This is a genomic window from Maribacter sp. UBA3344 (assembly GCF_002362375.1).
Lineage (GTDB): Bacteria > Bacteroidota > Bacteroidia > Flavobacteriales > Flavobacteriaceae > Maribacter > Maribacter dokdonensis.
The window spans coordinates 62,966-83,025 of record NZ_DERI01000011.1; the positions used below are offsets into that span (position 1 = coordinate 62,966).

The following is a 20,060-nucleotide window of genomic DNA, read 5'->3' on the forward strand; positions in this document are numbered from 1 at the left end:
ATTGAATTCCATTTCCTCTAAAAGTTTATCGTATAGCTTAAGGTTGCATTGGTAATACCTCTATCTATCATAGCCGGTGTTGTAATACCTGCATTGAAAAGTCTTTCGCTAACGTCTTGTTGGGAACGGCTTAGAGAAAAGTCTAGCTTACTGCCGCCGAAGTTATAGCCTATACCACCAGAAATAGCGTTTAAATCACCTATAGTATTGCCATTTGAATATGGACTTTGTTCAAAGCGATAGCCCGCCCTTAAACTTACTTGTTGAATTCTATATTCACCACCAAGTCTAAAGGTTGAAACAGTGCCTAAGTCACTCGCAATTTGTGAATTTACCGTCTGAAAACTTGGGTCGTTGGTAGGGCGGAGTTCAGATTGTGAGAAATCTTGGTAACCATAATCAAAACTCAAAAGCCCATCTTTTGCAAATATTACGGCTAAACTACCGGTAAGTTTACTTGGTGTTTTAACTGTATAGCTTTCAAAAAGATTAATAATATTAAAATTGATAAAATTAATATCAGCATCTGCAAGGTCAGAATTAATGCGTTGAGAAGTGTTATCCTCTAAACGATACCAGGTTGGTGATTGGTAGCTACCGCCCAGACGTACATTATCGTTTAATTTCGCAATAGCACCTAGGCTGAAAGAAAAACCATTACCCTCCGTTTCTAAATAATTATCAAAAGTAGTTCTGGTTATTTCAGAATTAGGCTCGTAACCACTCTCGGTAAATTGATCAAACTGCGTATAGAGTACACTGTGGAAGTTTAATGAAGCACCCAGATATATGTTTTCTTTGTACTGTGAAGCTACATTGATGGTAAACTTGCTATTGTACCCGGTTGTTCTTCTTATGAAATCTTGCTCCACAAAATCATAAAGCGTGTTGCTTACATAATTAGTATTTGCGTCATCTTCAGTTTCTGGGTCAACAATACCGCCATAATACCCTAAAAATGCTTGTTGATCCCTAAAGCCTTGTGCTGAACCGATGTCTAAATAAGCTTCCTCTAAAAATTCACCATCTTGTACAAGAATGGAGCCAAAAGGTGTGCCTTGGGCATATTCGGAGAAATACGTGTCTATACCTTGTGTGCTACTTCCTGAAACATAGTATTCATTATCAAAATTGTTCACCAAATCATAATTGAAAGCCAAGGTAAATTTCTGCCAATCGGAATTGGAGTCGGTATTCCTGAAAACAAAGGCGCCACCAATTTGATTTAATTCAATAGTATTGTCTTTTGTTATGTTGGTGTCACCAAAATAACGTGCTTCATTATTGGTATTGTAATTGGACCCCGAGATGGTGAAAAGGCTATTGTTGAATACCGCTGAACCGGCAGGGTTTATGTTTAAGGAGGATAAGTCGCCACCTAAAGCCCCAAATGCACCGCCCATAGCTTGAAAGCGAGCGGTACCTTGTAGGTTTTCTGTACCGTAACGTAAGGCTTCGTTTATATTTTGAGCGCTACTAATGGCACATGCCATTAGTATTACGAAAGTCAAATATCTTTTCATAGCAATATTTAAATGTTGATAAATGTTAGATTTTAGTTTCTTCTACTGCTGCTGCTTCTTGAAGAACCAGACGATCTAGAAGAGGATCCACTGCTTGAACTCCTAGAGCTGCTTCCAGAGCTTCTGTAAGAGTTGCCACTAGAACTGCTTCTTCCAGAACTGTAACTACTGCTTCTAGAACTGCTACCGGAACTACGGTAAGATCTGCTAGAACTTCCTGAGCTTCTGCCCGAAGAATAACTTCTTGAGCTACTACCGGAGTTTCTATAGGTAGACGTTCTGGGAACGCTAACCCTACTGCTTGATCTAGATGAGCTAGAACTGTATGTTCTTGGGCTGCTACTGTATCTGCTGCTGTAGTTTCTAGAGGAACTGCTATATCTTGGTGTTGCTCTAGTGCTTCTGCTTGTTCTGTATGCTCTGTTTTGGTCCACACCAACAGTTCTTCTTGTAGAAGAGTTGCCAGAATACGTTCTTGAACTACGTGTGTTTGCAGAGCTTCTAGAAGTTGTCGCTCTAGAAGTGGTGCTTCTATACCTAGGTGAGTCACCTCTGGTGTTTACATTAGAACGACCTCTAGCCGCTGTAGAAGATAATCCGCTATTATTTGTTGTGTTTCTATTGTAATTGCCTCTTCTTGAGTTGTTAACTGCATAGCTTCTATTGGAAAATCCACGATTTCGATTGTAATACCCGTTGCCATAACCATAACCGTATCCATAACCGTAGAAAGGACGGTTCCAGCCGAAACCAATACCTGCGTAGCCAAATCCAAATCCGCCATAACCCCAATTGTTCCATCTATTCCATCCCCATGGTCTATTCCATCCATAACCGTAGTAACCTCCGTAGCCCCAATTGTTCCAACCCCAGTTGTTCCAGCCCCAATATGGGTCGTTCCATCCGTAGAATCCTCCGTAGCCCCAATTGTTCCATCCATTATTGTGAATATAGATGCTTACATCGGAATTGTTGCTGCCCCAGCTACCATAACCTTCATAGTCGTTAGAATTGGCATAATAATCGGTCAGTTGGCCTTCAGGAATTTCTTCGTCTAAATTATTACTTGAATAAGAATCGACATCGGTAAAGATCTCGCTATCCAAAATTTGATCATATTGATCCGCCTTTTCACCAAAATAAGATGAATAGGTATCGTTTTCTGAAGTATTTTGATTGTAGTTTCTTTGTTCAGGTCTTCTTTCTACCGTTCTTACAACGTCGTCTGAATAAATACCGTCATTGTCATAATATGAAGATTGTTGGTAGGTACCGCAAGAAGCAGCAAAAACTGCCAGGGTTACCAACATTGTAATGTTGCGAAGTTTGTTGTGGGGTAAGGAATATATCATCGGATCAAAATTATATTGTTGAACATATTAAAAATAACTAGTTTTACCCAATTATTACATACAAAGAATCACAAAATTTGTGCCAAAGTCTAGATAATGAGTAAAAATTTGACAAAGAGAAGCGAGGATTATTCCAAGTGGTATAATGAATTGGTAGTTAAGGCCGATCTAGCCGAAAACTCCGGTGTTAGAGGTTGTATGGTCATAAAACCATATGGTTTTGGTATTTGGGAGAAGATGCAAGCTGGTTTGGATAAAATGTTCAAGGAGACCGGACATGAGAACGCCTATTTTCCATTGTTTATTCCAAAATCATATTTAAGTAAAGAAGCAAGTCACGTAGAAGGTTTTGCAAAAGAATGTGCTGTTGTAACACATTATAGGTTAAAAAACGCCGAAGACGGAAGTGGTATAATCGTAGATCCAGAAGCTAAACTAGAGGAAGAGCTTATTGTTAGACCTACTTCTGAAACTATTATATGGGATACTTATAGAAAATGGATACAGTCCTACAGAGATTTACCATTATTAATTAACCAATGGGCAAATGTGGTTCGTTGGGAGATGCGTACAAGATTGTTCTTGAGAACGGCAGAATTTTTATGGCAAGAAGGTCATACGGCCCATGCTACGGAAAAAGAAGCCATAGAAGAGGCAGAGCAAATGATGAACGTGTATGCTGATTTTGTTGAAAATCATATGGCGGTGCCTGTAATTAAGGGAACTAAGACCGAAAGTGAAAGATTTGCAGGAGCAATTGAGACATATTGTATAGAGGCTTTAATGCAAGATGGTAAAGCTTTGCAGGCAGGTACATCTCACTTTTTGGGCCAGAATTTCGCTAAGGCTTTTGATGTTAAATTTGCGACCAAGGAAGGCGGTAAAGAGCATGTATGGGCTACTTCTTGGGGGGTATCTACAAGGTTAATGGGTGCTTTGGTAATGACTCATAGTGATGATAATGGTTTAGTTATTCCTCCAAAATTAGCACCTATACAAGTTGTTATTGTACCTATTTACAAAGGAATTGATCAATTGGACCAAATTTCGGAAACTGTTAATCCGTTAGTGAAAGAACTAAGGGGTAAAGGTATTTCTGTGAAATTTGATAATAGAGATACGCACAAACCAGGGTTTAAGTTCAATGAATATGAATTAAGGGGGGTGCCTGTACGTTTAGCTATTGGACCAAGAGATATGGAAAATGGTACTTATGAAGTGGCAAGAAGAGATACCTTGGAAAAAGAAACGGTAAATGCTACAGATGTAGTTGAAAAAATAGAGTTCTTAATGGACGATATTCAAAAGAATATGTACCAGAAAGCACTTGATTACAGAAATAATCATATAACCGAAGTGAATTCTTATGATGAATTCAAAAAAGTTTTAGAAGAAAAAGGAGGATTTATTTCTGCTCATTGGGATGGAAGTAAAGAAACGGAAGAACTAGTGAAAGAGGAGACAAAAGCCACTATACGTTGCATTCCTATTGATGCAAAGAGTGAAGAAGGTGTGTGTATGGTTAGCGGTAAACCGTCTCAAAAAAGGGTGTTATTTGCAAAAGCATATTAATTTTTTTAAAAAATTATATTCAGGTGTTGCGATAGTGAAAAATATTTGTATTTTTGCATCCGCAATTACACAAAGTATGGTCCGTTCGTCTAGGGGTTAGGACGCCAGGTTTTCATCCTGGTAACAGGGGTTCGATTCCCCTACGGACTACAAAATTAAATTTTTGGATAATTTTCCAAAGCAGTGACATAATGGTCCGTTCGTCTAGGGGTTAGGACGCCAGGTTTTCATCCTGGTAACAGGGGTTCGATTCCCCTACGGACTACAAAATTAAATGGATGAAAATCCGAAGAAATTATAACAGAGAATAAAATGGCAAATCACAAGTCGGCATTAAAGAGAATTAGAAGAAACGAAGCAGTTCGTTTACGTAACAGATATCAGCATAAAACTACACGTAATGCTATTAAGAGATTGCGTGCAGAAGAATCTAAGAAAGATGCAGAGGCTCTTTTTCCAAGTGTTGTTAGTATGATCGATCGTTTAGCTAAGCGTAACATTATTCATGATAACAAAGCTGCTAACTTAAAAAGTAAGTTGGCAAAGCACGTTGCCGCTTTGTAAGATATTGCCTTAAGAAATTAAAAAGCCTTCCAAAACTGGGAGGCTTTTTTTATGGGCTAAATTTTAGTTTGTCTGCCTCATTGGTAACCTTAGTCTTCTCATTGATAGAAAACCTATGATGAAGCAGAGGTACATTGTCGCTATTGAAATATAATGATACTTAGAGAGATTGTATGTAGTGTACAGTTGATAATCAAAAGACAATATATACATGGAAATAGGGTAGCAGATGTAAAACATAAGTAATCCTAAACTGATCCAAAATAGCAAGTTTTTTCTAGGTATAAATTTCTGTTCTTCTGTAAATATCTTGTATAGATAAGTTAGGCACGCAAATATTAATACTATTGCACCCGCAATAATTGCATAGTTCTGAGGTTCGGTGTAAAAGTCTTGTAAAAACAAATTGACTATACAGGTCAATAAAAATAATACACCACCATATTTAATGAGAATTCTACTTCTTTTGTTTTCAATTAATTGATAGAAAATATAAAAGAAATATAGATAGAATACAATGTCGAATATATTGAAAATTATAGTGTTGTAATTATAATATTCAGGTATATAAACTAATTGTATATCATCTACATCCCTAACGATAGCACCTAGTATTTCTGATAATAAAACGTAGCTTAATATTATGGGTAAATATTTTAAGATGGTATCGTAGTATAGCCTATACTTGGTAATGGATAAAACCAGTGCTATGAAATAGAAACAGATGTAGTAATTATTTAAAATATACTCCAACATGGTTTAACGGGCTATTTGACTGTGAAATGTTTATTGGTTTTTTGGCGGCGGTACACCTGTGCCTCTATTCAAAGTTAGACTTTCTTGACCTTGTAATATTGCCGGTACAGCTTTTGGTGTACTTGTTGTTGGTGCAAATGAAGCATATGCTTTTGTATTGGGGTCATTATTATTGCCATAACCTTCATTTATTGGTTCAAAGCTATTGTTCATAGGTACGGCTTGTTTGCCCTTTGCTCCTTGAGCTATATAAAAAAGATAATCACGCTTACCGTCATTATAAGTAGGGGAGAGCATAATGCTGTTCTGTCTTGGGTGTTTGATCGGTTCTTTGCTTTGAGGGAAATATTCCTCATTTGGGTAGTTGGAGTAGTAAAGTCTTAATGTGGAAATTTCAACTCCGGCATCGGCAGCTTCTTGTTCAATATATTCTAAATATTGCTTGATGGTTTTATAATCGTAGTAAACAAATCTGCCAACATGAAACTCTTCATCTCTTTTGGTTATTTTATTTATAGAGTCTTCATAACGTTGTATTAATGGTACCCGCCTTTTTTCATAGGAGTCATACATATTTTTTGCCTGTGAAATAGGTACTATTTCTTGAGGAGCTAATACCACTGGTTTTACCGGTTCCTTTGGGTCTTGCTCTTTGGGTTGATCATTACAGCTCATAAAAGCAGAGATGATAATGGCGCATAAGATTTTACTGATTAGGATAGATGGTCTTTTCATTTTCTGAGATTTTAAGTGTTTACTAAAGAAAAATGCTAAAAGACTGGGGGATAGTTCTTTCTGATTTTATAAAGATATCAAAAAAATAGCAGCTTTAATTTTTGATGTTATTATTAGGGTAGTTTATGATGGTGAGCATGCTACAAAATAAAAAATCCCGATTTCATTAAGAAATCGGGATTTAAAATTATAATTAAAAAGAATTACTGATTCATTGTCATCAAGAATTCTTCATTGTTTTTGGTTTGTTTAAAACGTTGCTCAATAAACTCCATGGCTTCTACAGGATTCATATCTGCAAGGTACTTGCGCATTATCCACATACGTTGTAGGGTGTTTTCATCAAGTAGCATGTCATCTCTACGTGTGCTTGAAGAAGTAAGGTCAATAGCAGGGAAAATTCTTCTATTTGCAATCTTACGATCCAATTGAAGTTCCATGTTACCGGTTCCTTTAAATTCCTCAAAAATAACTTCGTCCATTTTAGATCCAGTTTCAGTTAAGGCTGTTGCAATGATAGACAGTGAACCACCACCTTCAATATTACGTGCAGCACCAAAGAATCTTTTTGGCTTATGTAATGCATTAGCATCAACACCACCACTTAATACCTTACCAGAAGCTGGTTGAACAGTATTGTAGGCTCTTGCCAAACGTGTAATGGAATCTAAAAGGATTACTACGTCATGACCACATTCTACTAATCTCTTTGCTTTTTCCAAAACAATATTAGCAACTCTTACGTGCTCAGTCGGTTCTTTGTCAAAAGTAGATGCTACAACTTCACCACGAACATTACGTTGCATATCCGTAACCTCTTCTGGCCTTTCATCGATAAGTAAAATAATTTGGTAAACTTCAGGATGGTTTGCAGCAATACCGTTCGCAATATCTTTAAGTAACATGGTTTTACCAGACTTAGGTTGCGATACGATCATACCTCTTTGCCCTTTACCAATAGGTGAGAACAAATCAATAATACGGGTAGATATTGTACTTTGGCGTTCTGCCAAATTGAATTTTTCTTGTGGGAATAACGGAGTTAAATGCTCAAATGATACACGATCGCGTACGATCTGAGGGTCTATGCCGTTAATTTTATTTACCTTAATAAGAGGGAAATACTTTTCACCTTCTTTTGGCGGTCTAACGTTACCTAAAACGGTATCACCTGTTTTAAGGCCAAAAAGACGAATTTGCGACTGAGAAACATAGATATCATCAGGTGATGATAGGTAGTTATAATCGGAAGAACGTAAAAAACCGTATCCGTCTTGCATGATATCCAACACACCTTCACTGGCTATTATGGAATCAAACTCATATTCCGGCTCCTTGTACCTGTTTTTAAGGTCTTTGTCAAAATTACTTTTGTCATGAGGAGTCCTTGGGTTAGGTTTCTTCTTGTGATTATTATTCTGTTGCGAATTCTTATTATTGTTATTGTTTGACTGATTTGAAGACTTAGGTCTTGGTCTAGGTCTTTTTTGTTCAGTAACTTCTTTAACCTCATTTTCTTGCGGAGCTTCCTTTTTTACGGGAGTCTCTTTTGCCGTAGCCGGTTTAGCGTCTGTACTAGCATCCTTTTTGGTGTTTTGTGCAACACGTGTCCTAGGTCTAGGTTTAGGCTTCGGTTTTTCTTCTGTAGGCTTAGGTGCCTCTTCAGTGGTTGTGGGGGCAATAGCTGCGGCAACTTTTGGGTTGGCAGCTTGTAGGTCCAAAATTTGATAAACTAAATCTAGTTTTTTCAAGGTTTTGAATTTAGGAACCTTAAGTCCTTTAGCAATTTCCTGAAGCTCAGGTAGCTTTTTCGATTTTAAATCTGAAATCTCAAACATTAAGTAATAGAATAAATTATATAAGTAGTTTGTATTGTAAGAAGTAAATAATTTTATTTGGATAATCTATAAGGAAAGTTATTCCTTAACTGGTAGGTGTTATGACGTGATAACGTAGCAATATTACAAATTATTTTGAATAAAATGGTTATATTTTCTGAAAAGACCTGTATTTTTGCAATTAGAAAGCGATATTAGATTTATGATTCAAAGAATTCAGAGCCTTTTTTTAGTAATTGTTGCAATACTTACGGGTATACTTCCGTTCTTCTTTAATCTGTGGATTGATGTAGATGGTATAGAAGTTTTTGCAAACAATGAATTGCTCATTTCTATCGCATTTTACGCAAGTGCCGTTTTGGCTATTTGGTCTATGGTACAATTTAAAAATAGAAAATCTCAGTTTGTAATAAACAGGCTGAACATGATATTGAACGTTTTTTTATTAGGATTTTTCGTTTACCGATCACTAAACTTATCCGGAGAAACTTCGGTTTCTGAGAAGGGTATTGGGATGCTGATTCCAGTATTTTCTATCATTTTTTTGGTCCTTGCAAATAGGGCAATAAAAAAGGATGAAGATCTTGTAAAATCTGTTGATCGCTTACGTTAAGCCTGTAATCTTAGTAGTATTAGTGCGTTAAAACCCGGGGTAGTTACCGGGTTTTTTTATGTCTCCACTTTCTTAAATATCACAGAAATATTGCAGTATTTCAATCATATGTGATAAACTGTTTACTTTTTCTTGAATTCTTCGTGATATCGTGGTTTTATGTTTGTCCTCAAGAAACAGCAAGGTTAGCGATAGTCGTTAATATCCTGTTTTAAACTAAAACAATTTTAAAAATTTACGATTATGAAAAACAGAAAATTTACACTTGTATTATTACTTAGTGCCGTAACAACATTCTTTGTTAGCTGCTCAGATGATGATGTAGAAACAGTAACCGTTACGGAAACTGTGGTTGAAACAGAAACGGTTGAAGTAGATTCTTCAATGCCAGTTGGTGACCTAACCGTTTCATTAAGCGGTAATTTGGTAGCAGAAAGTGGCACGCCTACCCAAGGTTTGGTTGAATTGGGTGTAGATACCGAAAGTTCTTATTTTGTGCATTTTGGAGATGATTTTACAACTGAATTAGGTACTGGTACCGTAGGTATTTTCTTTTCTACCTCAGACACTTTCACTGCCGATCCAGCTAACGGTAACCCAGATCTAATGCTTATTGGTAACGTTGCCGGTAATGGTGAAATGTTCATAAAGTTAGATGCAATGCCTGATGCTAAATACACACACATTATTCTTTGGTGTGCTACGGCTAATATTCCTTTTGGAAATGTAGCATTAAACTAAAAAATAGAATATTGATTGCCTTTGGGAATAGAGACACCTGATTCTGTTTTTCTATGTCTCCCAAAGGCTTTTTTTATAGGTTTTCAATGTTGTGGCCTATAATTTGAAAAAACAGAATTATGGAAAAAATAAAAATCTTCTTAGGTATTTGCTTTTGCTTGCTTACTGTTGGTCTGCAGGCGCAAAGCGGATGGACAAGGGAGGCAAAGGGATTCTATCTTCAAGCTTCGGCATCATATTTCTCTTCTAATAATTATTATACAACAGAGGGTAGATTGGCTGATCAAGGAAGCGATTTTAGAACCAGCGGACTCTTGCTTTACGGTGAATACGGTATCTCCGATAGGTTTACGGCAATAGTAGATTTGCCAATTGTTCGTTTAAATAGTTTTAGCACTACAGAAACTGTTGCTGGTGTAGGTAATATACAATTGGGAGTTAAGTATAAGCTACTTAAAAGCTTTCCTTTGTCTTTACAGGTTGCTTTGGATATACCTACTAATGATGGTACTAACTTTGCAAGATCTAACGAGCCAAATGCCTTTGGTCAATTTGATGAAATAAATTTACCTGTTTCTGATGGTGAATTTAATATATGGACAACCTTGGCCGCATCCCATGGTTTTAAAAACGGTAAAACATATGCATCGGCATTTTCAAGTGTAAATTTTAGAACTGAAGGATTCAGTAACCAATTTCAAGCCGGGGTTGAGTTAGGACATTTGTTCTTTAATAAGCTATATCTTATTGGAAAATTGAAAATTCAAGAAAGATTATCTTCTGAGAACAATGTACAAAGTGGCTCTTTCTTATTTGGTGAGGGTACTACATTTACAAATTACGGAATTACGTCAATGTATAAGATTACAGATCATTTTAATTTGGTTGCGCAATACTCCGATTATGCCGGTTTTCTGGTAGATAGAAAAAATGTCTACGATGGTGGTACCATTTCTTTGGGAGTTTCATTTGAATATTAATTAGCTAAATACAGGGTGTAAGTGTTAAGTGACGCCCTGTTTTTATCTTTTTCCAAGCTCAATTACTTCAAGATCTTTAATATTGTCTCCGTCGATAACAAAACGTAACATGGTGCGTACTTGATGAAACCCATGTTTTCCACAGGCCCCAGGGTTCATATGTAGTACCCCTAACTTTTTGTCCATCATTACTTTTAAAATGTGAGAGTGACCACAAATGAAAAGTTTAGGCGGATTTTCTTTAATAATATCGCGTGTTCTACTATTGTATTTAGGTGGATACCCTCCAATGTGGGTAATAAGAACATCAACTCCCTCACAGAAAAATCTATTGTTTTCAGGAAATTCTTTTTGAATGATATGATCGTCAATATTGCCATGTACACCTCTTAGTGGTTTAAGTTTTGCAAGTGCATCGGTTACTTTTAAGTTCCCAATATCCCCTGCATGCCATACTTCGTCTGCCCATCTTGCATGTTTTAATATGGCGTTGTCCATGTAAGAATGTGTATCGGAAAGAAGAAGAATTTTGGTCATTATTATTGCTGAATTTTATATTTATTGACTTTCCATGAAAAATGAAAATAACCAACGTTTAAGTTTTCCCATTTACTGTGGGTGCCAGGAATGTTAAAACGTATGGTTTTTAATACCTTTGTCAAATACAAAACTAGTATATCCTTTTGAGATTCTTCATTCAATTTTCATACTTCGGTAAAGCGTATCACGGTTGGCAAAATCAGCCAAATGCCATTACAGTGCAAGAAGTGCTGGAAAAAGCGATGTCCAAACTTTTAAACAGTCCGGTTGCATTAATGGGTGCAGGACGTACAGATACTGGTGTTCATGCCAAAATGATGTATGCCCATTTTGATGTTGATAGCTTGGGTGATATTCCTGAATATGTGTTCAGACTTAATTCTTATTTGCCAAATGACATTGCGGTAGAACGTATTTTTGAAGTAGAAGATGATGCACATGCACGTTTTCATGCTACTTCCAGAACATATGAATATCATATTGCAAAAAGCAAGGACCCTTTTTCTACGGACCTTGCATATTTCGTAAAAAAAGATCTAGATATTCAACTAATGAACGATGCAGCTGAACTATTGTTGGGCAAAAAAGATTTTGAATGTTTTTCTAAATCCAATACAGATGTTTTTACCAATATCTGTGACCTAAGAGAAGCACAATGGAAGCTAGAAAATAATAAGCTTGTATTTACCATTACGGCAGATCGGTTTTTAAGAAATATGGTTAGGGCTATCGTTGGTACGCTAATTAATGTTGGATTGGGGAAATATTCACCTGACTATGTTAATACCATATTAAAAAGCAAGGATAGGACAATGGCAGGCGTTTCTGTTCCGGCAAAAGGACTATATTTGACCTCTATTGTTTACCCCAATACTATTTTAAAGAATGGATAAGGATTCTGGCAAAGCATTTGACACTCGTCTTTTTAAACGCTTACTAGCCTATACAAAACCGTACAAAATTACATTTTATGGCGTTGCATTGTCTGCCATATTATTGTCTGGTTTTGCTATTCTAACCCCTTTGATTGTAAAAAAAATTATTGATGAGGCCATTAAGGGCAGCAATAAAGAAATGCTATTGTATTTAACGGTTGCTATGTTGGTGGTTTTGCTTGGTCAGGTAATTTTTCAACTGGCGTTCAATTATTACGCTAACTGGTTAGGAGAATCTGTGATCAAAGATGTTAGGATAAGTCTTTTCAAGAAAATGCTTTCTTTTAAAATGACCTATTTTGATAATTCCTCATTGGGTGTTTTGGTAACTAGGGCTGTTGCAGATATGCAACGAATTGGAGAGATTTTTAGTCAAGGTTTTTTTGTCATTGTGGCCGATTTATTGAAAATGGTCGTTGCGGCAATGGTCATGTTGTTTATTAATTGGAAGTTATCATTAATCGTATTTGCGTTATTGCCAATTATAGTATATGCTACTAGATGGTTTCAAAAAGCGATGAAAGTAGCGTTTACCGAGGTAAGGGCAGAGGTTTCAAATTTAAATTCCTTTGTGCAGGAGCGAATTACAGGAATGAAAATCGTTCAACTTTTTACCAGAGAGAAAATTGAAAGCGCCAAGTTTAGGGAAATAAACGAAAAGCATAAAAAAGCTTGGTTGAAAACTGTATGGTATAATTCTATCTTTTTCCCTATTGCTGAAATTGTTTCTTCTTTAACGGTAGGGTTAATTGTTTGGTACGGTGGCTTACAGAATGTAGCGAATATTTCAACTGATATTGCAGGTACGTTATTTGCTTTTATTATGTTGATAGATTTGTTGTTTAGACCATTGCGCCAAATTGCGGACAAGTTCAACACCTTGCAAATGGGTATGGTTGCGGCTAATAGAGTTTTTAAAATTTTAGATACCGATAGTCACATACAAAATGTAGGTTCTTATGAGAAAGAAGTGGTAAGTGGTGATATTTCTTTTGAAAACGTTCATTTTGGATATTTGGAAGATGAAGAGGTGTTACATGGTATTTCCTTTGATGTTAAAGCAGGAGAAACAGTAGCTATTGTTGGTGCTACAGGAGCCGGAAAAAGTACGATCATTAATTTATTGAACAGATTTTACGAAATTAACTCAGGTTCAATTAAGGTTGATGGTGTTGATATTCAAGACTATAAATTATCTTCATTAAGATCCCATATTGCCGTAGTATTACAAGATGTGTTTCTTTTTGCCGATACCATTGCAAATAACATTTCTTTAAAGGATGAAAGTATATCTGTTGATGATATAGAAAAAGCGGCCAAGGCTATTGGGGTAGATGAATTTATTTCTAGCCTACCAGGTGGCTATCACTATAATGTGAAAGAGCGCGGTACCATGCTTTCTAGTGGTCAACGCCAGCTAATTGCTTTTTTACGTGCATATGTAAGTAATCCTAGTATCTTAATATTGGATGAAGCTACATCGTCCGTAGATACGTATTCTGAACAATTGATCCAATTGGCTACGGATAAGATTACCCAAGGGAGAACTTCTATCGTAATTGCACACAGATTAGCTACTATTAAAAAAGCGGATAAAATTATTGTAATGGATGCCGGTAACATAGTTGAGACAGGCACACATAAAGAACTTCTTAAAAAAGGTGGTTATTATAGTAATCTGTATGAGGCTCAGTTCTTAGCTGAGGAGGTTGCTTGATCAAGGAGTCATTTGCTGAAATGTGTCCGTGAAAAAAGCCAAATAAACTGATATTCCGATAATAAAAATCGTAAACACAACGCCTAATAAAACTAGAAATAATAATAGTTTTATTATGGTCTGTTTTATAGTAAGATTAAAGATTTTGAAAAATACCCAAGTAAAAAATAAAATTTGGAAAATCATATTTCCAAAAGAGACATAATACAACATTTTTGAACTCCAAATAGTCAACAGGTATAAGATGTTGATGAGAATAGACATTTGAGAGTATGCATAGATGTTGATTACAAAATGTTCGCTCAGATTAAATTGTTTTTTGTTGAAAAATACAAGTCTGGATATCAATGCTAGAAATGGAAGCATGGCTATATATACCAAACTTTGATATTTAAACAGATAAGTATTCCATTGTTTTTGAAAATCCTGACCCATTTTTTCTGCTTCGGTCATAGACTCTCCACTTTGATATAGAAAATCAAAGTCTAAAGCATTAGGGAAAAACTCAGTGCATACATATACAAATAATCCTCCAAAAGTAATGGCTATTGTAAAATAGCTAATAGGGTTTAAGTACTTCTTTCTAACACCGCTAATGTATCCTCCAATAACTTCATCAGGTTTAGTAAAAAGGTGCTTAAATGTTATAAGAAAGGTATTGTCAATGTTAAAAAATCGCTCGGTAGCATCATGCCATAAATTCTTTACTGTAAGTCTGTTTCTAATTACCTTAGCGCCACAATGGGGACAATAACTATAATTCGTTCTTAAGTTGTTCTGGCAGTTCTTACAATTCATTGCACCAAATCTTGCTTCAGCATATTAGTTAATTGGGTGATAGAATCATACAAAACAAATTCCCCGTTTTTAATATAGGAGATTAGTCCTGTTTCTTCACTGACCACTATACTTAGGGCGTCTGTTTTTTCGCTAATACCGACTGCAGCTCTGTGTCGTAACCCAAAACGAAGGGGGATGTTTCGCTCGTTTGACACTGGTAAAATTACTCTTGTTGCAACAATATAATTACCAACAATAACTGCGGCACCATCATGCAATGTGCTGTTTTTATAGAAGATACTTTCTAGAATGGGTTGGTTGATTTCAATATTCATACGATCTCCAGAACTTTTAATGAAATCTAAAGAGTTGCTACGTTCTATAACTAAGATGGCCCCGGTTTTGGTACTAGCCATTTTTTCACAAGCTTTAATTATAGCGTCTACATCGGTTTCTGTAGAAATCCCTTCTTGCTTTAAAAATTTAAAGTGTTTTACAAAGTTTCTTTTGTTGGCAAAATTGGTTGACCCAATCATTAGCAAGAACTTTCTGATCTCTTGTTGAAAAACAATGATCAAAGCAATTAATCCAACTTGCATAAATGCACCTACCATGCTACTGATCATTTGCATGTCTAACAACTCGGTCAATTTCCAAAATGCCCAAACAATGACAATTCCGATAAAAATATTAATAGCAACAGAGCCTCTTACCAGCTTATAAATGTAGTATAAGAGCACGGCAACAAAGATGATGTCTAAAACATCGGTAATCTTAAAATCAATAAAATTTAAAAAATCCAATCAGGTCCGTTTTAGTAAAATTAAGAAATCAGTATAAACTTAGGCATTTAATTGTTCATATAGTTTTGTGCACTCTACAGCTTCTTTAACATCATGCACCCTTAGAATTTTCGTTCCCTTTTGTAAGCACGCCATATGCAATGCTGTGGTGCCGTTTAAAGCTTGGTCCGCAGTTACGTCTAATGTCTTGTAAATCATTGATTTTCTGCTAATACCTGCTAGTAAAGGGTGTTCAATGATGCTCATTACTTCCATTTGTTTTAAAAGCTCAAAATTTTGTTCCAGGTTTTTTGCAAAACCAAATCCTGGATCAATAATAATATCTTTAACACCTAATGCTTTTGCGGCGGAAAGTCTTTCTGAAAAATAAAAAAGTACTTCCTTTAAAATATCCTTATAATCTGTTTGTTGCTGCATGTTTTTGGGTGTACCGCGCATGTGCATCATAATGTATGGTACATTTAGTTTGGCTACAGTGCTCAACATATTATTATCATGTAATCCCGCGGAAATGTCATTTACTATAGCGGCACCATTTTCAATGCATGCTTTAGCGACATTACTTCTAAAAGTGTCTATTGAAAGAATAACATCTGGAAATTTATTGATTATTAAACTTACAATTGGTGTAATTCGTTTTAATTCTGTGTCCTCACCAACCTCTTTGGCACCTGGTCTGCTACTGTAGGCTCCTACATCAATAAATGTTGCGCCTTCATTTAGCATTTTATCAACTTGGTTCAGTACACTTGCTTCATCCTTATATTTACCGCCATCAAAAAAAGAATCTGGGGTAACATTTAAAATGCCCATTATTTTGGGTCGTTCAAGAGAAATAAGTTTGCCGTTACAGTTTATGGTCATTATCATTAATTAAAAGGAATTTGTGGCATTTTCCAAGTTTAAACCATCTATCTTGATGGTTACAATTTTTTAAGCGAAATTTACACAAATTAGATAGAATTACATGCTAGATACGGCAAAGGAATACGATGAGGTAATTGAGATTTGTATTAATCTATACCAGAAAAAAATGTCAGATTACGGCAGTGCTTGGAGAATTTTAAGATTGCCTTCGCTTACGGATCAAATTTTTATAAAAGCGCAACGTATACGTAGTCTTCAAGAAAATGAAGTTCGTAAGGTCGATGAAGGTGAACGCTCAGAATTCATAGGTATCATTAATTACTCGGTAATGGCACTAATTCAGCTAGAATTAGGTGTAGCTGATCAGCCTGATCTTTCTACTGAAGAGGCTGTGGAGTTATATGCCAAGCATATTAAAATTACGAAAGAACTTATGTTGAACAAGAACCATGATTATGGAGAAGCTTGGAGAGATATGAGGGTAAGTTCACTTACAGATCTTATTTTACAGAAATTACTTCGCGTAAAACAAATAGAGGATAATAAAGGTAAAACATTGGTTAGTGAGGGTATAGATGCCAATTATCAAGATATGATCAATTATGCGGTCTTTGCATTAATACATTTAGGTTCAGAATCAGAAAAATAAAATTAAGAATGAAGTATTTAGTAGGTGTCGTTAGAATTTTTGTTGGAATACTTTTTATTATTAGCGGATTTATAAAACTGAACGATCCCGTTGGTTTTTCATTTAAACTAGAAGAGTATTTCAGCCAAGGTGTATTGGACCTTCCTTTTTTAACTCCGTTCGCATTGGCCATTTCTATACTTGTGGTAATCGTAGAGGTAATGGTTGGGGTAATGCTAATTCTAGGCTACAAACGTAAACTTACTGTGTGGACCTTATTGGCAATGATAATTTTCTTCACGTTCCTTACATTTTATTCTGCATATTTTAATAAAGTAACTGATTGCGGTTGCTTTGGCGACGCAATTAAATTGACACCTTGGGAGTCTTTTACAAAAGACGTGGTACTGTTGGTGTTGATTTTAATTATATATGTTGGTAGAAAATATATAACTCCTTTAGTGAATTCTAAGACCTTGATGTCTGTACTATACGTTTCTTTTATTGCTTGTGTAGGGTATGTGTATTATGTGTTGAACCATTTACCGGTTATTGATTTTAGACCCTATGAAATTGGCAAGAATATAGAGGAAGGTATGAACACTCCTGCAGATGCTCCAAAAGCGGTGTTTGAATATAAATGGAAGTTTAATGTCAATGGCAATGAGGAAATTTATATCACCAACGGAGATTACCCAACGGTAGACGGGGAATTTATAGATGTGGAAACTGAAGAAATTCAAGCAGGGTATGAGCCACCTGTTCATGATTTCACTATAGAGCAAAACGGAGAAGATTTTGCAGCATCATTATTGCAAGAGCCTAAATTGGTAATGGTCATAGCATACGATTTGCGTAAGTCCAATCTTGAGGTTTTCAAAGAAATAAAAGCTGTGACGGATAAGGCGTTAAAAGCGGGTTATAAAGTTATAGGTATGTCTGCTTCCGGTCCTGATCAAACAGATGCGTTGAAAAAAGAAAACAACCTGGCGTTTGATTTTTACTTTACAGATGAAACAACACTTAAAACTATTGTTAGATCTAACCCGGGAGTTTTAGTATTGGAGAAAGGAACCATAGTGCAAAAATTACATTACAATGATTTAGAAAATTTGATTTTCGAATAAATATAAACTGAAACTGAACAACTAGAAACAAAAATATGAGAGCAAAGATAGTAGCAGGTAACTGGAAAATGAACAAAAATTTGGCGGAAACAGAAACACTTTTGGCTGAGTTATCTGCAAAATTACCAGATACGAATGCAGAAGTAATGGTAGCACCAACCTATGTGAATTTAGCAAGCGCCGTGCGTACTTTAGAAAACTCTAAGATTGAGGTTATAGCGCAGAACATGCACTTTGCAGAAAGTGGAGCTTTTACAGGTGAGATATCTGCAGATATGTTATTGAATATTGGTGTTGATACCGCCATAATTGGCCACTCAGAAAGAAGAGCCTATTTTGCAGAAAGTGATGCAATACTCTCAAAAAAGGTAATAACAGCTTTACAAAAAGGCATTCGCGTAATGTTCTGTTTTGGTGAAGAGCTAGAAGATCGTAAATCAGGCAACCATTTTAAATTGGTAGAAAGCCAATTGAAAAACGTGCTTTTTAATTTAGAGCCATCTGCGTGGTCTAATATTGTTTTGGCTTATGAGCCAGTTTGGGCAATTGGTACAGGTGAAACGGCTTCTCCAGATCAAGCACAAGAAATGCACGCATTTATTCGTAAAACTATTTCTGAGGCATTTGATGCAACCATTGCAAATAATGTTACCATTCTTTATGGTGGTAGTGTAAAACCGGGTAATGCGGAAGAAATTTTCTCTAAACCAGATGTTGATGGTGGCTTAATAGGCGGGGCATCTTTGGTAGCAGATGATTTCATAGCGATTATAAATGCTATTTAAGTTTACTAAACTATAATGAGCGATATCGTATACATTGAATACCGTTTTACGGTAAAACCAAAAGAACCGGCTTCAGACATTCTCATTGCAGAATTGGGTGAAGCCGGTTTTGAAAGTTTTGTAGAGGAAGAGGATGATGTTTTGGCATATATTCAAAAAACAGATTGGTCTTCTGATATTTTGGATGACATTTATATTTTTGGAAATTCCAATTTTGAGATAACTTACCAGTATAAAGAGATTGCGCAAGAAAACTGGAACGCTACGTGGGAGCAAAACTTTCAGCCCATTATCGTAGATGATGTGTGCATGATCAGAGCACCTTTTCATGAGAAGATTCAGGTAGATTATGATATTGTAATTGAGCCAAAAATGAGTTTTGGAACCGGGCATCATGAAACTACACACATGATGTTACAGCATATTTTACAGTTAGATGTAGAGAATAAAACCGTTTTGGACATGGGTAGTGGTACAGGGGTTCTAGCCCTTTTGGCCGGTATGCGTGGCGCTACGAATATTGATGCAATAGATATTGATAATTGGTGCTATCTAAATGCTAAAGAAAACGTGGCACGAAATAATATGGATTTTATATCGGTTTATGAAGGTGATGTTACTTTGCTAAAGGATAAAAAGTATGATTTGATCATTGCGAACATCAATAGAAACATTTTGTTGGCCGATTTACCTAGCTATGCGAAATGTTTAAATAAAGGTGGTGTTTTATTATTAAGTGGTTTTTATACCGAAGATTTAGAAATGATTTCGCAAAAATGTACCGAATTAGAGTTAAAGTTTGAAAAAAACCTTGAACGAAATAATTGGGTTGCAGCAAAATATGTAAATTAGTTAGTATTAATTGAGATTCATATGAGCACAAAAGAAGAAATTTACGAAGAACTACTCCTTGAAGAAGAGACGGTTCAGCAAAATGAAATCGTTCTTTTTAATGATGAGGTGAATACATTTGATCATGTAATAAATACATTGATTTCAGTTTGCGAACATTCTCCTGAACAGGCGGAGCAATGTTCTTTAATTGTACATTACAAAGGAAAATGCACGGTTAAAACTGGAGAATATGAAGAACTTAAACCGCAATGTTCAAAATTACTACAAGCAGGACTTAGTGCAGAAATTACTTAAGTTTAGTTCGGTAAAATGAAAGTTTAAAATGAATAAACGTAAAAAGACCCCTTAT

General features: G+C 35.8%; 20 protein-coding genes and 2 tRNA genes. 14 read left to right on the forward strand and 8 right to left on the reverse strand.

Features of this window, described 5'->3' with window-relative positions; genetic code table 11:
* Nucleotides 1–17 precede the first annotated feature (17 nt).
* Together B2Z27_RS07845 and B2Z27_RS07850 are read right to left on the reverse strand one after the other, a co-directional pair.
* On the reverse strand, nt 18–1,523 hold the full coding sequence (locus B2Z27_RS07845; RefSeq protein WP_286813255.1) for an OmpP1/FadL family transporter: 1,506 nt from the start codon (nt 1,521–1,523) through the stop codon (nt 18–20).
* 32 nt (nt 1,524–1,555) lie between these two features.
* Entirely contained in the window at nt 1,556–2,875 is a 1,320-nt protein-coding gene (locus B2Z27_RS07850; RefSeq protein ID WP_286813256.1) for a hypothetical protein, read from the reverse strand.
* A 96-nt stretch (nt 2,876–2,971) separates the two neighbouring features.
* Here B2Z27_RS07850 and proS point away from each other — a divergent pair, with 96 nt between their 5' ends.
* The 4 genes from proS (at nt 2,972) to rpsT (ending at nt 5,011) form a co-directional block, all read left to right on the forward strand.
* Nucleotides 2,972–4,447, forward strand: a complete 1,476-nt coding sequence (gene proS / locus B2Z27_RS07855) for a proline--tRNA ligase (RefSeq protein ID WP_286813257.1) — start codon at nt 2,972–2,974, stop codon at nt 4,445–4,447.
* A gap of 78 nt (nt 4,448–4,525) precedes the next feature.
* Nucleotides 4,526–4,597: transfer RNA gene (locus B2Z27_RS07860), tRNA-Glu, on the forward strand.
* Between the two features lie 43 nt (nt 4,598–4,640).
* Nucleotides 4,641–4,712: transfer RNA gene (locus tag B2Z27_RS07865), tRNA-Glu, on the forward strand.
* Nucleotides 4,713–4,759: 47 nt separating this feature from the next.
* Nucleotides 4,760–5,011, forward strand: coding sequence for a 30S ribosomal protein S20 (gene rpsT / locus B2Z27_RS07870; protein WP_036152561.1), 252 nt, complete (start codon nt 4,760–4,762; stop codon nt 5,009–5,011).
* Between the two features lie 786 nt (nt 5,012–5,797).
* On the opposite strand, the gene B2Z27_RS07875 is transcribed toward rpsT, so the two are convergent.
* Entirely contained in the window at nt 5,798–6,502 is a 705-nt protein-coding gene (locus B2Z27_RS07875) for a hypothetical protein (protein ID WP_215996388.1), read from the reverse strand.
* Between the two features lie 203 nt (nt 6,503–6,705).
* Nucleotides 6,706–8,340 (reverse strand): transcription termination factor Rho, encoded by a 1,635-nt coding sequence (gene rho / locus B2Z27_RS07880; protein ID WP_071341506.1) that lies wholly within the window; start codon nt 8,338–8,340, stop codon nt 6,706–6,708.
* A 202-nt stretch (nt 8,341–8,542) separates the two neighbouring features.
* Here rho and B2Z27_RS07885 point away from each other — a divergent pair, with 202 nt between their 5' ends.
* The 3 genes from B2Z27_RS07885 to B2Z27_RS07895 all read left to right on the forward strand — a co-directional run bounded on the left by B2Z27_RS07885 (nt 8,543) and on the right by B2Z27_RS07895 (nt 10,674).
* Nucleotides 8,543–8,953 (forward strand): DUF4293 domain-containing protein, encoded by a 411-nt coding sequence (locus B2Z27_RS07885; protein WP_286813258.1) that lies wholly within the window; start codon nt 8,543–8,545, stop codon nt 8,951–8,953.
* Nucleotides 8,954–9,196: 243 nt separating this feature from the next.
* Nucleotides 9,197–9,694 (forward strand): hypothetical protein, encoded by a 498-nt coding sequence (locus tag B2Z27_RS07890; RefSeq protein WP_058103644.1) that lies wholly within the window; start codon nt 9,197–9,199, stop codon nt 9,692–9,694.
* A 119-nt stretch (nt 9,695–9,813) separates the two neighbouring features.
* Complete coding sequence (locus B2Z27_RS07895; protein ID WP_071341507.1) at nt 9,814–10,674, forward strand: hypothetical protein; 861 nt, start codon at nt 9,814–9,816, stop codon at nt 10,672–10,674.
* 42 nt (nt 10,675–10,716) lie between these two features.
* On the opposite strand, the gene B2Z27_RS07900 is transcribed toward B2Z27_RS07895, so the two are convergent.
* The gene (locus B2Z27_RS07900) at nt 10,717–11,211 is read right to left on the reverse strand and encodes a metallophosphoesterase family protein (protein WP_286813259.1); all 495 of its coding nucleotides are present in this window, start codon (nt 11,209–11,211) and stop codon (nt 10,717–10,719) included.
* Nucleotides 11,212–11,357: 146 nt separating this feature from the next.
* Here B2Z27_RS07900 and truA point away from each other — a divergent pair, with 146 nt between their 5' ends.
* Nucleotides 11,358–12,107 carry a tRNA pseudouridine(38-40) synthase TruA gene (gene truA, locus B2Z27_RS07905; protein WP_286813260.1) on the forward strand — a complete coding sequence of 250 codons (750 nt, stop codon included), beginning with the start codon at nt 11,358–11,360 and terminating at the stop codon, nt 12,105–12,107.
* Nucleotides 12,100–13,866, forward strand: coding sequence for an ABC transporter ATP-binding protein (locus tag B2Z27_RS07910; RefSeq protein WP_058103640.1), 1,767 nt, complete (start codon nt 12,100–12,102; stop codon nt 13,864–13,866). The genes truA and B2Z27_RS07910 overlap by 8 nt, the downstream gene beginning before the upstream one ends.
* Here the strand turns inward: B2Z27_RS07910 and B2Z27_RS07915 are convergent, their stop codons facing one another.
* From B2Z27_RS07915 to folP, 3 genes are read right to left on the reverse strand one after another with little or no spacing between them, the layout of a single operon-like run.
* Nucleotides 13,867–14,664: a DUF3667 domain-containing protein gene (locus B2Z27_RS07915; protein ID WP_286813261.1), complete on the reverse strand. Its 798-nt coding sequence runs from the start codon at nt 14,662–14,664 to the stop codon at nt 13,867–13,869. It abuts the gene before it with no gap.
* Nucleotides 14,661–15,449 (reverse strand): diadenylate cyclase, encoded by a 789-nt coding sequence (locus B2Z27_RS07920; protein ID WP_058103638.1) that lies wholly within the window; start codon nt 15,447–15,449, stop codon nt 14,661–14,663. Before B2Z27_RS07920 ends, B2Z27_RS07915 begins: the two co-directional genes overlap by 4 nt.
* Before the next feature lie 39 nt (nt 15,450–15,488).
* Complete coding sequence (gene folP / locus B2Z27_RS07925) at nt 15,489–16,313, reverse strand: dihydropteroate synthase (protein WP_286813262.1); 825 nt, start codon at nt 16,311–16,313, stop codon at nt 15,489–15,491.
* Between the two features lie 103 nt (nt 16,314–16,416).
* On the opposite strand from folP, the gene B2Z27_RS07930 reads away from it, so the two are divergent.
* From B2Z27_RS07930 to B2Z27_RS07950, 5 genes are read left to right on the forward strand one after another with little or no spacing between them, the layout of a single operon-like run.
* Nucleotides 16,417–16,965, forward strand: a complete 549-nt coding sequence (locus B2Z27_RS07930; RefSeq protein WP_058103636.1) for a DUF1599 domain-containing protein — start codon at nt 16,417–16,419, stop codon at nt 16,963–16,965.
* 8 nt (nt 16,966–16,973) lie between these two features.
* On the forward strand, nt 16,974–18,071 hold the full coding sequence (locus tag B2Z27_RS07935) for a BT_3928 family protein (protein WP_286813263.1): 1,098 nt from the start codon (nt 16,974–16,976) through the stop codon (nt 18,069–18,071).
* Nucleotides 18,072–18,106: 35 nt separating this feature from the next.
* Nucleotides 18,107–18,856, forward strand: a complete 750-nt coding sequence (gene tpiA / locus B2Z27_RS07940) for a triose-phosphate isomerase (RefSeq protein WP_286813264.1) — start codon at nt 18,107–18,109, stop codon at nt 18,854–18,856.
* Nucleotides 18,857–18,871: 15 nt separating this feature from the next.
* Entirely contained in the window at nt 18,872–19,708 is an 837-nt protein-coding gene (prmA, locus tag B2Z27_RS07945) for a 50S ribosomal protein L11 methyltransferase (RefSeq protein ID WP_286813265.1), read from the forward strand.
* Between the two features lie 21 nt (nt 19,709–19,729).
* Entirely contained in the window at nt 19,730–20,005 is a 276-nt protein-coding gene (locus B2Z27_RS07950; protein WP_027064640.1) for an ATP-dependent Clp protease adaptor ClpS, read from the forward strand.
* Nucleotides 20,006–20,060 lie beyond the last annotated feature (55 nt).

Coding starts and splice junctions, on each gene's coding strand:
- B2Z27_RS07845 (WP_286813255.1), bottom strand. CDS start 1,523: ATGAAAAGATATTTGACTTTCGTAATACTAATGGCATGTGCCATTAGT.
- B2Z27_RS07850 (WP_286813256.1), bottom strand. CDS start 2,875: ATGATATATTCCTTACCCCACAACAAACTTCGCAACATTACAATGTTG.
- proS (WP_286813257.1), top strand. CDS start 2,972: ATGAGTAAAAATTTGACAAAGAGAAGCGAGGATTATTCCAAGTGGTAT.
- rpsT (WP_036152561.1), top strand. CDS start 4,760: ATGGCAAATCACAAGTCGGCATTAAAGAGAATTAGAAGAAACGAAGCA.
- B2Z27_RS07875 (WP_215996388.1), bottom strand. CDS start 6,502: ATGAAAAGACCATCTATCCTAATCAGTAAAATCTTATGCGCCATTATC.
- rho (WP_071341506.1), bottom strand. CDS start 8,340: ATGTTTGAGATTTCAGATTTAAAATCGAAAAAGCTACCTGAGCTTCAG.
- B2Z27_RS07885 (WP_286813258.1), top strand. CDS start 8,543: ATGATTCAAAGAATTCAGAGCCTTTTTTTAGTAATTGTTGCAATACTT.
- B2Z27_RS07890 (WP_058103644.1), top strand. CDS start 9,197: ATGAAAAACAGAAAATTTACACTTGTATTATTACTTAGTGCCGTAACA.
- B2Z27_RS07895 (WP_071341507.1), top strand. CDS start 9,814: ATGGAAAAAATAAAAATCTTCTTAGGTATTTGCTTTTGCTTGCTTACT.
- B2Z27_RS07900 (WP_286813259.1), bottom strand. CDS start 11,211: ATGACCAAAATTCTTCTTCTTTCCGATACACATTCTTACATGGACAAC.
- B2Z27_RS07910 (WP_058103640.1), top strand. CDS start 12,100: ATGGATAAGGATTCTGGCAAAGCATTTGACACTCGTCTTTTTAAACGC.
- B2Z27_RS07915 (WP_286813261.1), bottom strand. CDS start 14,664: ATGAATTGTAAGAACTGCCAGAACAACTTAAGAACGAATTATAGTTAT.
- folP (WP_286813262.1), bottom strand. CDS start 16,313: ATGACCATAAACTGTAACGGCAAACTTATTTCTCTTGAACGACCCAAA.
- B2Z27_RS07930 (WP_058103636.1), top strand. CDS start 16,417: ATGCTAGATACGGCAAAGGAATACGATGAGGTAATTGAGATTTGTATT.
- B2Z27_RS07935 (WP_286813263.1), top strand. CDS start 16,974: ATGAAGTATTTAGTAGGTGTCGTTAGAATTTTTGTTGGAATACTTTTT.
- tpiA (WP_286813264.1), top strand. CDS start 18,107: ATGAGAGCAAAGATAGTAGCAGGTAACTGGAAAATGAACAAAAATTTG.
- prmA (WP_286813265.1), top strand. CDS start 18,872: ATGAGCGATATCGTATACATTGAATACCGTTTTACGGTAAAACCAAAA.
- B2Z27_RS07950 (WP_027064640.1), top strand. CDS start 19,730: ATGAGCACAAAAGAAGAAATTTACGAAGAACTACTCCTTGAAGAAGAG.